The sequence below is a fragment of the Buchnera aphidicola (Aphis nerii) genome (genome assembly GCF_005083105.1).
In the GTDB taxonomy this organism is placed as follows: domain Bacteria; phylum Pseudomonadota; class Gammaproteobacteria; order Enterobacterales; family Enterobacteriaceae; genus Buchnera; species Buchnera aphidicola_AS.
This window is the reverse complement of sequence record NZ_CP034885.1, coordinates 212498-226391: the sequence shown is the minus strand read 5'-3', so window position 1 is coordinate 226391 and position 13894 is coordinate 212498. Positions and strand designations below refer to the sequence as shown.

Annotated in this window: 8 protein-coding genes and 1 pseudogene; 1 reads left to right on the top strand and 8 read right to left on the bottom strand. The window is 25.0% G+C overall.

Going from position 1 to position 13894, the window contains the following annotated elements; genetic code table 11:
* Window positions 1-20 precede the first annotated feature (20 nt).
* The 4 genes from lpdA to D9V64_RS01040 form a co-directional block, all read right to left on the bottom strand.
* Entirely contained in the window at window positions 21-1445 is a 1425-nt protein-coding gene (gene lpdA / locus D9V64_RS01055; protein ID WP_158366461.1) for a dihydrolipoyl dehydrogenase, read from the bottom strand.
* A 51-nt stretch (window positions 1446-1496) separates the two neighbouring features.
* The gene (locus D9V64_RS01050) at window positions 1497-2666 is read right to left on the bottom strand and encodes a 2-oxo acid dehydrogenase subunit E2 (RefSeq protein ID WP_261979787.1); all 1170 of its coding nucleotides are present in this window, start codon (window positions 2664-2666) and stop codon (window positions 1497-1499) included.
* A gap of 14 nt (window positions 2667-2680) precedes the next feature.
* Window positions 2681-5344, bottom strand: a complete 2664-nt coding sequence (aceE, locus tag D9V64_RS01045; RefSeq protein WP_158366459.1) for a pyruvate dehydrogenase (acetyl-transferring), homodimeric type — start codon at window positions 5342-5344, stop codon at window positions 2681-2683.
* Between the two features lie 233 nt (window positions 5345-5577).
* Window positions 5578-6627, bottom strand: coding sequence for a GMP reductase (locus tag D9V64_RS01040; protein WP_158366456.1), 1050 nt, complete (start codon window positions 6625-6627; stop codon window positions 5578-5580).
* Between the two features lie 112 nt (window positions 6628-6739).
* Between D9V64_RS01040 and coaE the strand changes: the two genes are divergently transcribed.
* A complete protein-coding gene (coaE, locus tag D9V64_RS01035; protein ID WP_158366454.1) occupies window positions 6740-7405 on the top strand; it encodes a dephospho-CoA kinase in 666 nt (221 codons plus the stop codon).
* 106 nt (window positions 7406-7511) lie between these two features.
* Here the strand turns inward: coaE and D9V64_RS01030 are convergent, their stop codons facing one another.
* From D9V64_RS01030 to truA, 4 genes and pseudogenes are all read right to left on the bottom strand, one after another.
* Window positions 7512-7790 carry an NUDIX domain-containing protein gene (locus D9V64_RS01030; RefSeq protein WP_261979786.1) on the bottom strand — a complete coding sequence of 93 codons (279 nt, stop codon included), beginning with the start codon at window positions 7788-7790 and terminating at the stop codon, window positions 7512-7514.
* A 36-nt stretch (window positions 7791-7826) separates the two neighbouring features.
* Window positions 7827-10445 (bottom strand): preprotein translocase subunit SecA, encoded by a 2619-nt coding sequence (gene secA / locus D9V64_RS01025; RefSeq protein ID WP_158366452.1) that lies wholly within the window; start codon window positions 10443-10445, stop codon window positions 7827-7829.
* Window positions 10446-10585: 140 nt separating this feature from the next.
* Window positions 10586-12838 (bottom strand): penicillin-binding protein 1B, encoded by a 2253-nt coding sequence (gene mrcB, locus D9V64_RS01020; protein WP_158366450.1) that lies wholly within the window; start codon window positions 12836-12838, stop codon window positions 10586-10588.
* 76 nt (window positions 12839-12914) lie between these two features.
* Window positions 12915-13702 (bottom strand): annotated as a pseudogene (gene truA, locus D9V64_RS01015) (tRNA pseudouridine(38-40) synthase TruA).
* Window positions 13703-13894 lie beyond the last annotated feature (192 nt).

The window sequence follows — 13894 nt, the reverse complement described above, 5'->3', positions numbered from 1 at the left end:
TAAAAGAATTATATTAAATATTATTCCGAAATATTTTTTTTTATATTTAATAAATCTGTTATTGTTCCTCGGAAAATATCTGAAGCTAAACAAATTGATTCACTTAAAGTAGGATGAGCATGAATAGTTAGTGAAAGGTCTTCGGCATCACACCCCATTTCAATGGCAAGTGCAACTTCATTAATTAATTCTCCAGCATTAGTACCTAAAATAGATGCACCAATAATTTGATTATTTTTTTTATTGAAAATTAATTTTGTCAAGCCTGTAGTACAATTAGAAGCATGTGCTCTACCAGATGCACTCCAAGGAAAAACAGCAACTTCATAATCAATATTTAATTTTATAACATCTTTTTCATTAAAACCTACCCAAGCAATTTCAGGATCAGTATAAGCTACTGAAGGAATTACTTTAGGTTCATAATAATGATTTTTACCAGCAATAACTTCAGCAGCAATATGCGATTCATGAATAGCTTTATGAGCTAACATAGGTAAACCAGTAACATCACCAATAGCATAAATATTAGATATATTAGTTTTTAACTGATTATCTACTTTAATAAATCCAGTATCATTTAACTCTATACCAACTTTTTCTAATTTTAAATCTTGAGTATTAGGTGTTCTACCTACTGCAACTAATATATTATCATAAGAAATACTGTGACCTAGATTATCACCTTCCATAGAGACAATTAAACCATGATCTTTTGGATCTATAGTTTTAATATGAGTATTTAAAAATATATTAAATCTTTTATTAATAGATTTAATATACATTTTAGAAACGTCTTCATCGACTGAAGGTAAAAATACATTAAATCGATCAACAATATCCACAGTTGAACCTAATGCACTGTATATTGTCGCCATTTCTAAACCAATTATTCCACCTCCTACAATTAAAAAACGACTAGGAATATTTTTTAATAATAAGGCATCTGTCGAATCCCAAATTCTATCATCTTGATTCGGAAATGAAGGTATTTTAATAGCATTAGAACCAGTTGCAATAATGGCATTTTTGAAGGAAATGTCAAATTTATTCTGATCATTTTCTACAATAATATTATTATTGCTTTCAAAATGAGCTGTTCCTTGAATAAATTTTATATTTCTTTTATTACTTATATTATATAAACTATTTGTAAGTTTATGAATAATATCTTCTTTCCAATCATGAATCTTTTTAAGATTAATAGAAGGTTTATTAAAAAAAACACCTGTTTCAGATAAATCTTTAGCATCTTTTATTACTTTAGCTATATGCAATAAAGATTTTGAAGGAATACATCCAACATTTAAACAAACACCTCCAATTTTTTTATAACGTTCAATTAAAATTGTATCTAAACCTAAATCAGCACATCTAAAAGCTGCAGAATAACCAGCAGGACCTGATCCTAAAACCACGACTTCTGATTGAATTTTTTGATACATTTTTACCTCTTTAATAATTAATTTGATAAAAAATATTTTATCAATATAAAATTACATAACTAAAAAACGTATATCAGATAATAACTTTTTAATAAAAGAAACAAAACGAGCCGCATCTGCTCCATTAATTACACGATGATCATAAGATAAAGATAAAGGCAACATTAAGGATGGAACAAATTTTTCATATTTCCAAACTGGTTTAATAACTGCTTTTGAAACTCCAATAATTGCAACTTCAGGAAAATTAATTATGGGTGTAAACCAATGACCTCCAATACTTCCTATATTTGAAATGGTAAAACAACCATCTTTTGTATCTAATTTATTTAATTTATTTTTTCTAGCTTTATCAGAAAGCAACATCAAATCAGATGATATATTAATAATATTTTTTTCATTAACATTCTTTATGACTGGAACAACTAATCCATTTTCAACATCTACAGCAATACCAATATTAACGTATTTTTTAAAATTGATTGTTTTTTTGTCTGAAGATAAAGAGCTATTAAAAATCGGAAATTTTAATAATGCATGTGAAACTGATTTGATAATAAAACTCAATATAGTAATATTACTATGATTATTATTTTTTTTATGCTCTTCACTATTATATTTTTTACGAAAATCTTCTAAAGTAGTAATATCTATCTCTTCAAATTGTGTTACATGAGGTATATTTCGCCAATTATTATATAAATTGTTACCAACAATTTTCTGTAGATCATTTATTTTAACTTTTTCTATTTTTAATTTATTTGGATTGTTAAAAACATTTTTTGTGTATATTTCAATATCATCCTTCAAAATACGATTTTTAGGACCAGAACCTAGAACATTATTTAAATCTACATTTAAATCACGCGCTAATCGTCTTACTGAAGGAGTTGCATGTATCATATTATTTCTAGTATGAATCATTGTTTTTTTATTATTATCAGATATATTATTTATATCTACTTTTTTTTGATTCTTAAAATCAATATCATCAACTATAAAGATCATTATAATAGAATTAGTGGATACTTTATCACCAACTTTTACATTAATTTTATTTACTATTCCAGATATAGGAGAAGGTATTTCCATAGAAGATTTTTCACCTTCTACAGTTATTAATCCTTGTTCCATTTTTATATTATCATTTAATTTTACTAATATTTCTATTACTTCTACTTCATCTAAACCAATATCAGGCATTTTAACTTCAATATGCACTTTACTTGACCCCTTTAAGCTAAACGTGGATTAATTTTATCTGCATGAATATTAAATTTAACAATTGCATCTTCTACTACCTGTTGATTTATATTATTTAATTTAGATAATAAACTTAAAGCAGCCACTACAATATAGTGAGCACTCACTTCAAAATGATCACGTAATTTTTCGCGACTATCTGACCGTCCAAAGCCATCAGTACCTAATACATAATATTCTTTTGCAGGAATATAATGACGAACTTGTTCTGCAAATAATTTCATGTAGTCAGTAGCAGCAACAGCAGGAGCGTTATTCATAACCTTTTTTATATAAGCAACTTTTTTAGTTTTATTTGGATGCAGCATATTCCATCTTTCACATTCTTCACCATCTCTGGCTAATTCTGTAAAAGAAGTTACACTATAAATATCAGTAGTTATACAATAATCATGAAATAAAATTTCAGCAGCTTCGCAAATACATCGTAAAATAGCACCAGAACCCATTAATTGTATTTTTATTTCAGTAGAATATAATGTTTTTAATTTATAAATACCTTTACAAATTCCATCTTCTACGCCTTTAGGCATAGCTGGCATATAATAATTTTCATTAATTGTAGTAATATAATAATATATATTTTCTTGAAGTGAACCATACATCCTTTTCAATCCATCTTGTATAATAACTGCAACCTCATAAGCAAAAGCAGGATCATAAGAAATACAATTTGGAATTGTTAAAGATTGTATGTGACTATGACCATCTTCATGTTGCAAACCTTCGCCATTTAAAGTTGTTCGGCCAGATGTTCCTCCAATTAAAAAACCTCTTGCCTGTTGATCTCCAGCAGCCCAAAAAAGATCACCAATACGTTGAAAGCCAAATATTGAATAATAAATATAAAATGGAATCATAGGAAAATCATTGGTACTATAAGAAGTTGCAGCAGCAAGCCAAGATGAAGCAGCTCCTAATTCATTAATCCCTTCTTGCAATATTTGTCCTTTTTTTTCTTCTCTATAATATGATAATTGTTCACGATCTTGAGGTATATATTTCTGTCCATTAGGACTATAAATTCCAATCGTTCTAAATAAACCTTCCATACCAAAGGTACGTGCTTCATCAGCAATAATTGGGACAATTAAATGTTTAATAAAATCATTTTTTAAAATTAAATTTAAAACTCGAATAAAGGCAATTGTAGTAGAAATATGTTTTTTTTGTTCTACTAATAATGACTTAAAATCTATTAAATTTGGAAGTTTTAATTCTTTTGTAAATTTAGATAAGCGAAAAGGAACATATCCTCCTAATTTTTCTCTTTGATTTTGCATATAGCAATATTCTTTAGAATTTTTTTCAAATTTAATATAAGGTAATTCATTGATTTTTTCATTAGATATAGGAATATTAAAACGATCTCGAATATACATAATTCCATTGATATTGATTTTTTTTATTTGATGTGCAATATTTTTGCCTTCTGCAATTATACCCATACCATATCCCTTTATAGTATGTGCTAAAATAACTGTAGGTTTGCCTTTAGTTTCTTTAGCTTTTTTTATTGCATTAAACATTTTTTTAGGATCGTGACCACCTCGATTTAAATTCCATATTTCTTCATCTGTCATATTTTTAACTAATTCTAATGTTTCTTTGTATTTTCCAAAAAAATATTTTCTAACATAAGCTCCATCTTTTGATTTAAACGTTTGATAATCACCATCTATTGTTTCATTCATTAACTGCAAAAGCTTTCCAGTTGTATCTTTTTTTAGTAAACTATCCCATTTCCCACCCCAAATAACTTTAATTACTTTCCATCCTGCACCATAAAAAAAACTTTCTAACTCATTAATAATCTTACCATTTCCGATAACTGGTCCATCTAATCTTTGTAAATTACAATTTATTATAAAAATTAAATTATCTAACTTTTCTCTTGCTGCAATAGAAATCGCTCCTTTAGATTCAGGTTCATCCATTTCACCATCCCCTAAAAAAGCATAAACTGTTTGTTTTTCGGTATTCTTTAATTCTCGATTCTGAAGATATTTTAAAAATTTTGCTTGATAAATAGAAAAAATAGGGCCTAGTCCCATAGATACTGTAGGAAATTGCCAAAAATTAGGCATTAATTTAGGATGAGGATAAGAAGATAATCCATTTCCATCAACTTCTTGTCTAAAATTATCAATTTGCTTAATGGATAAGCGACCTTCTAAAAATGCTCTCGCATAAATACCAGGAGAAATATGACCTTGAAAATAAACTAAATCACCACCATCGTAATTATTTCTAGCACGAAAAAAATGATTAAAACAAACTTCATATATAGTTGCAGATGATTGAAAGGAAGATAAATGTCCTCCTAATTCTAAATTTTTTTTAGATGCACGTAGTACCATCATAATAGCGTTCCAACGAATAGCAGAACGAATTTTTTTTTCTAAAATTAAATCTCCCGGATATTCAATTTCATCTTTATTACTAATTGTATTAATATAATCACTTGTAAAAAAACATTTAAAAAAATTTGATTTATTTATTTTAGATTGTTTTAAAACTCTTTCAATTAAAAAACGAGCTCTTTCAATACCTTCATTTTGAATAACAGATTCAATTGATTCCACCCAATCATTAGTTTCAATTGGATCCACGTCATCATATAAATTTTCTGACATGGTATAAATTCCTTAAATATTATTTTCAATGATAAAATTTATATTAAATTTAAAATATTATATTGATTATTATTTTTGTAAATAAAAATGTTTTAAATAAAGTTGTTATATTTTTTATGAAATAATTAATTATCAATTTCTAAAAAAAATCAATAAAATTAACTATAAAATAATTAATTTTATTGATTTTGTTATTTCCAATTTTTTAAAAAAAATATATAATATAATTTATTTTAATACGTAAAATTATTAAAAACGCAATTTTCTTGTTCATTTACTTTTATAAAAGTAGTTCTTTTAGTTAACTCTTTTAATTTTTGAGCTCCTACATAAGTACAAGAAGATCTAAGTCCACCTAAAATATCACGTATAGTTATATCAACATTTCCTCGAAAAGGTATTTTTACTGTTTTACCTTCTGAAGCACGGTAACCTCTAATTTGTCCAGTATAACGTTTCATTGCAGAAGTAGAACTCATACCATAAAATAACATAAATTTTTTTAAGTTTTCTTTAATAATTTCTCCAGAACATTCATAATGACCAGACAACATTCCACCTAACATGACAAAATCTGCACCACCTCCAAAAGCTTTAGCAATATCTCCGGGTACAACACAACCACCGTCACTAATAATTTGACCATTTAATCCATGCGCAGCATCTGCACATTCAATAATAGCTGAAAGTTGAGGGTAACCTACTCCTGTTTTTACTCTTGTAGTACAAACAGAACCTGGTCCAATACCAACTTTAACTATATCAGCACCTGATAAAATTAATTCTTCTACCATTTCTCCAGTTACAACATTACCAGCACAAATAATTTTACTAGGAAATTTATCGCGTATTTTTTTCAAAAAAGAAACAAAAGACTCAGAATAACCATTAGCAACATCAATACAAATATATTTCAATTCAGAAGATAATGAAAAAATTTTTTGAATTTTTAAAAAATCTAAATCAGATGTACCAATTGATACAATAACATGTTCTAATACTTTATTTGAAGATGTATCAATAAAATTTTTCCATTCATTTAAAGAATAATATTTATGTATTGCTGTTAATATATTAAAATTAGCTAATGATACAGCCATCTGAAACGTTCCAATGGTATCCATATTTGCGGCAATAATAGGAATACCAGACCATTTATTACTAGAATATTTAAAACTAAAAAAACGAATAAGATCCACTTCAGAACGACTTTTTAGAATAGATCTTTTAGGTCTAATTAAAACATCTTTAAAACCTAACTTAATATCTTCTTCAATACGCATAAAATTAATATCCTATAAACACTAAAAAATATAAAAAATAAATATATTTTGTTAAAATATAAAATATTTTATATTATTAAATTTATTATATATAAAAGCTTAAAAAATAATTATGACTTATATTGTAGCACTTACTGGAGGCATTGGTAGCGGAAAAACTACTATTTCTAATAGCTTTAAAAAAATAGGTGTAAATGTTATTGACACTGACATTATCGGAAAAAAAATCATAGAACAAAATATAGAAATATTTAATTCTATCAAAAAAAAATTTGGAAATAGCATATTAAACACAAATCATTCAATAAATAGAAAACTACTTAGAGAATATATTTTCAACAATAAGGAAAATAAGATATGGTTAGAAAATATATTAATTCCTAAAATTTACAAAGAAAGTAAACGACAAATAAAATTAGTAAAATCAATTTGGTGTTTATGGGTAGTTCCATTGCTTATTGAAAAAAAAATGGATAAAATAGCAGATCGTATTCTTTTAGTTGATGCACCTATAAAAACGCAAATAAAACGCATAATAATAAGAGATAAAATTAATTTGTATCAAGCAAAAAACATTCTTTATCAACAAATTAGAAGAAGCAAAAGAATTTTAATTTCAGATGATATTATTTTTAATAATAATAAAAATATCAAAGAATTAAATATGTATGTTTATTATTTAAATTATTTTTATACACATTTATTTGATGTGTATAAATTTAAAAAAACATCAAAAGAAAAAATTTTAAAAAAAAATTATTTAACTAAATTATATTAATTTATTATTAATATTTTTTAACTTTTTTATAACAATATCGTTATCCGTAGGAAATTTAAAAAATTTTAATTTATTTAAATACACCCAAATATACTTATATCCTTCTTTACTGTATGCATTGCCTTGCCATTTTTGAATTAAAAAAAAATATAATTTGTTTTTTTTTTTGATTTTTTTTATATTGAAAAAAACTAAAATTTATTATATTAATTCCGATTTCTTCAAATAATTCACGTTTTAATCCACATATAATACTTTCATTTTCTTTTACTTTTCCACCTGGAAATTCCCATATATTTTTAGTATATTTAATTGGATTTGCTTTCGTAATATAAACTTTATTTTTTTTTAAAATAATGCCGATTGCTATTTTAATATAACTCATAAAATATAGTTAAAATGAATATGTTTAAAAATAAAACTATAAAATTCCATGACAATATTTATACTTTTTATTAGAACCGCAAATACATAATGTATTTCTTCCTATTTTAATATTATCTAATGATTTATCTGAATTAATATTAAAATCAAAGTATTTTTTTGCACGAGAGACATCTAATTTACTAAGAAACAATACAACTTCGTATTTTAGTAATTCTAACATGTTAGAAAACATATTAAAAGATTCTATTTTATACTCTTGTTTAGGATCTTTTTGTGCATAACCACGAAGATGAATACCTTGCCTCAAATAATTCATAGCTGATAAATGATCTTTCCAAAGATCATCTAATGTTTGTAACATAATAGATTTCTCTATTTTTCTAATATTTGAATAACCTATTAAAACTTCTTTAGTTTCATAATTTTTTTGTGCAATATCAATAATTTTTTTTACAATATCATCATCGCTTAAACAAGAATCTTTTTCCATCCATTCTAAAATTGATATATATATATTAAATTCAACACTTAATCTTTTTTCTAAATCTAAAATTTTCCAATTGTTTTTTTCAATATTTTTATTAATATACTCTTTAATTATAGAATTTAAGACATCTATTAAAATATCATTAATAATATTTTTTATATTTTCAGAATCGATTAATTTATTACGTTGAGCATAAATTACACAACGTTGTTCATTATAAACATCATCATATTCTAATAATTGTTTTCTAATATCAAAATTTCTATTTTCTACTTTTTTTTGAGCATTTTCAATTGCTTTAGTAACCCATGGATGCTCAATAGATTCATTTTCAGATAATCCCAATTTACGCATCATATTAATTATTTTTTTAGATATAAAAATTCTCATTAATGAATCTTCCATTGATAAATAAAAACGAGAAGATCCACTATCCCCTTGTCGACCTGATCGTCCTCTTAACTGATTATCAATACGACGTGATTCATGACGTTCTGTACCAATAATGTGTAAACCACCAGATAATACAACTAAATCATGTTCTTTTTTCCATTTTTTTTTAATTTCTTCAATTTGCTCTAAAGTAATTTTTTTATTCAATTTAGAATCTATGCTCCCTCCTAATACTATATCTGTACCTCTTCCCGCCATATTAGTAGCAATTGTTACTGATTTAGATTTTCCAGCTTGAGCTATAATTTCTGCTTCTTGTGCATGAAATTTTGCATTCAAAACGTTATGTTTAATATTCAACTCTTTTAATTTTTTTGAGATAATTTCTGATTTCTCAATAGATACTGTTCCAACTAAAACAGGTTGATTTTTTTTAATACAACTTTGAATATCTTTCAAAATAGCATGTATTTTTTCTTTTTCAGTCATATATACTAAATCTGGCATGTCTTTTCTTATCATTGGTTTATTTGTAGGTATAACAATTGTATTCAAATTATAAATAGAATTAAATTCATATGCTTCAGTTTCAGCAGTACCTGTCATACCTGCTATTTTTTTATATAAACGAAAATAATTTTGAAATGTAATAGATGCTAAAGTTTGATTTTCATTTTTTATAGAAACTTGTTCTTTAGCTTCTATTGATTGATGTAATCCATCCGACCATCTTCTTCCAGGCATAGTTCTACCTGTATGTTCGTCTACAATAATTACACTATTATTTTTAACAATATAATCTACATCTCGAACAAATAATTTATGGGCACGTAAGGCCGATATAACGTGATGCATTAATATAATATTGTTTGAAGAATATAATGATTCATTTTTTTTCATTAACTTTTTACTTATTAATAACTGTTCAATTTTAATTAGCCCCCTTTCAGTTAAATAAATTTGCTTTGATTTTTCATCTATCGAAAAATGACCTTGACCTTGAAAATGATCTGAATCTTCTTGTTTTTGAGAATTTAATAATGGTACTATTTTATTAATTTCTTTATATAAAAAAGAACTATCTTCTGAAGGACCTGAAATAATTAAGGGTGTTCTAGCCTCATCTATTAAAATAGAATCTACTTCATCAATTAATGCATAATTTAATTCACGTTGAACTCTTTCTTCTTTAGAAAAAACCATATTATCACGCAAGTAATCAAATCCATATTCATTATTTGTACCATAAGTAATATCACAAGAATAAGCATATTTTTTTTGAGTAAAAGACATTTCAGATAAATTCAATCCTACTGATAAACCAAGAAATTCAAATAATGGGGCATTTTTTTTGGCATCTCGTTCAGCTAAATAATCATTCATAGTAACTATATGAACACCCTTTCCTGATAAAGCATTTAAATATGCAGGAAGAGTCGATGTTAAAGTTTTTCCTTCTCCTGTTCTCATTTCTGCAATACATTGTTTGTTTAAAACTATTCCACCAAGCATTTGAACATCAAAATGACGCATATTAAAAATACGTTTACTTGCTTCTCTAACTGTAGCAAAGGATTCTACTAACAAATTATTAATATCTTCTCCTTTTTTTAATCTTAATTGAAATGATTTAGTATTTTTTTGAAGCTGCTTATCTGAAAATTTTTCAAAAGATTTTTCTAAACAATTGATTTCCGAAACAATTTTATTATATTTTTTTAAAATACGATCATTATAATTTCCGAAAATTTTTTTCAAAAATGTCATTAACATATTATAAATCTCAAATTATATTTTTATCACGATTTAATAACGTTTATATAACTTATAAAAAATAAATTTAATTTTAAAAATTTATTAAATTTTACAGTTATAAGTTTAAAATAAATAAATGCTAAAAAATTTTATATTTATTATTTTTTTGTAAAATATTTCCTTAAATATATATGTTTATTATGTACCTTTTTAGGATTAAAAAACCATATTGGTATAGATTTTGTATATTCATAATTTTTTTTAAAAAATAGTTGACCAGTATCATTCATATAAAAAAAACGAATATTTTTAGGTGGATGTAATATTAATGGTGTAGGATATTGATATTTGAGATATTTTTGATAAACTCGCATTGCACCGGAAGAACCATATAATTTAGTTGATTTATTATTATCGCGTCCTATCCAAGTAATCACAATTTGTTTTCCATCTATTCCTACAAACCAACTATCTACTAAATTATTTGTAGTGCCAGTTTTTCCAGCTAAAGACAAATGTTTAAATAAAACGCCTAAACTTTTAGCTGTTCCAGAAGTTACAACTTTTTGCATAGCATATAATGTCAAATATGCTGCTTCAGAAGAAGCGATCTTTTTTGATTCTGGTAGACTTTGATATAATATTTTTCCATTATCAGAAATGATAAATCTGACTGAAGACAACAATGATTTATAACCTCCATTTGAGATTACTTGAAAAACTTGAGCAACTTCGATAGGTGTCAAATTAATAGATCCTAGTGATATTGCAGGAAAAGGACTTAAATATTTTTTAGAAATACCTAAATTGATCCAATTTTTTATTAATGCAGTAAGACCTATATCAACACTCAAATTTACTATAGGTATATTAATGGAATGAGTTAGTGCATCTAACATCGTTACTTGTTCATTAAATGCATTATTATTATTCTTTGGAATCCAATAGCTACCGTTTTCTAATCTAACTGCAATAGGATAATCAGATAACCATGTATTTAAATTATATTTTTTAGGATTTGATAAAGCGTTTAAATAAATCACTGGTTTAGATAAAGAACCAATAGAACGACGAGCTTGTAAAGCACGATTATAACTAGAAAATATTGGATTAGAATCGCCAATAAGAGCATTGATTTCACCATTAAATTTATCTACTACAACCATTGCAATTTCTAAATCTTTTAATTGTTTTTTATTTTTCAATAATGGAATACTTATTTTAACAGCTTTTTCAATAGCATTTTGTGATAAAGGATCTAAAGTGGTAAATATTTTTAAACCTGATAAATTTTCAGTTATATTTTTTAATTTTTGTTTTACTTCTATTTGAATAAGCTGCAAAAAATCAGGATGATCTGAAATAACAAATCCTTTTGGATAAATATTTAAAGGTCGCTTAGAGAGTTTTATATAAATTTCTTTGTCAATTAATTTTTGATTATACAGAGTTAACAAAACTAAATTTCTTCTATTTAAAGCAAGTCCTGGATTATTCCAGGGATTGTATAAAGAAGCTCCTTTTACCATACCAACTAATAAAGCATATTGATCTAATGTTAATTCATCAATCGGTCGACCAAAATAATAAAAACTAGCAAGTGGAAATCCTCTAATTTGTTCATTTCCATCTTGTCCTAAATAAACCTCGTTTAGATATAACTCTAAAATACGGTCTTTTGCATAAAATGAATCCAAAATTAATGCCATATACATTTCGTTTATTTTTCTATATATTGAACGAACATTAGTTAAAAAAAGATTTTTAACTAATTGTTGAGTTAGAGTACTACCTCCTTGAATGGTTTTTCCTGCCATCATATTAACTAATAAAGCTCTAATAATAGATGATATATTAATTCCATCATGTTGATAAAAATTTTTATCTTCAACTGCTAATAATGTTTTAATTAAAATCATTGGATATTTCGAACGAGGTAAATAAATACGTTTTTTACCATTAAATGAATTTAATACATTTATCAATTTTGGTTCTAAACGAAAAAAATTAAAATCACGACAATTTTCAATATTTTGAATTTTTAATAAAGAATTCTTCTTAAAAACCAATTTTACATAAAGTTCACTCTCCCTAATATCAGGAAAATCAAAAGCACGACGTATAAATTGTATATTATTACCGTATATATTATATTCTCCAGGAAACATGATTCTATTAACTTTCCTATACATATTTTTTTTTAATAACGTTTCGACTTCATTTTTAGAAAATATACTACCTGGTTCTAAATTTATTATTCGACTATATATTGAAGTAGGAAGATTCCACACTTTACCATCAATTAAATTTCTTATCTTTATGTATAAAAAAAAACCATAAAAAATAATTAAAATCAATATTAGAATAAAAATGTATCCTAATAATCTAATTTTTTTTTTATTCGTATACATTAAAGACCTTATTAAATATTTTGTATTAAAAAAATTATATATTATAGAAAGAAATCAAAAATTTTAAAAATTATTATCATATTTTCATAAAAATATCTTCAAATCTTGGTAAATTAAAATATGAAGGATATTCAACATGTAATAAATATAAACCCTTAGCTGGAGCAGTTGGACCTGCATAATTTCGATTTTTTTTTTTAATAAATCCTTCATTATGTTTTCTTTTTCTATAAAATTTATTTGAATTAAAGAACCAACAATATTCCGTACCATATGATATAAAAAAGAATTAGCTGTAATATCAATAACAACATAATTATTTATACGATAAACACTGATTTTAGTTATTTTCCTCCAAGAAGAATGAGATTGACAATCTGATGCTTGAAAAGAAGAAAAATCATGATCTCCTAATAAATGTTGAGCTTCAGAATTCATTTTTAAAACATTTAAATTTTTATAAATATGATTAGAATTTTTATATAAAATACTAGAACGGCAAATATTATTATATATCAAATAACGATAAGTACGTCTCATAGCACTAGTTCGAGCATTAAAACAATCTGGAACCTCTTTAACCCATTTGATTGAAATATTTTTAGACAAATAAGTATTAACACCTACTGTCCAAGAATATTCACTTCTAACAGAGGTTGTTTTGAAATGGATTACTTGACCTATACTATGAACACCCGCATCAGTTCGACCTGCACAAATAACACTAACATCATGATTAGCAACTTTAGATAAACAGTTTTCTACTTCTTCTTGAATAGAAATATGTTTTTTTTGACGTTGCCAACCATGATAATATTCTCCATTATATTCAATTCCTAAAGCAATTTTTTTTTTTTGTATCATCTGTAATTTTCCTTATTTATAAAAATATTGTTAATAGTTTAAATAAAATAGAATCAAATAAATCTATGGCTTATAAAAAATATTCAATTAAAGTTTGTGTTAAGATCAATTCATCTTTTTTTAAAAATAAAATATATAACATATGAAAGTATTTATAAATTATTTATAATATATACTTATTAATATAAAAAA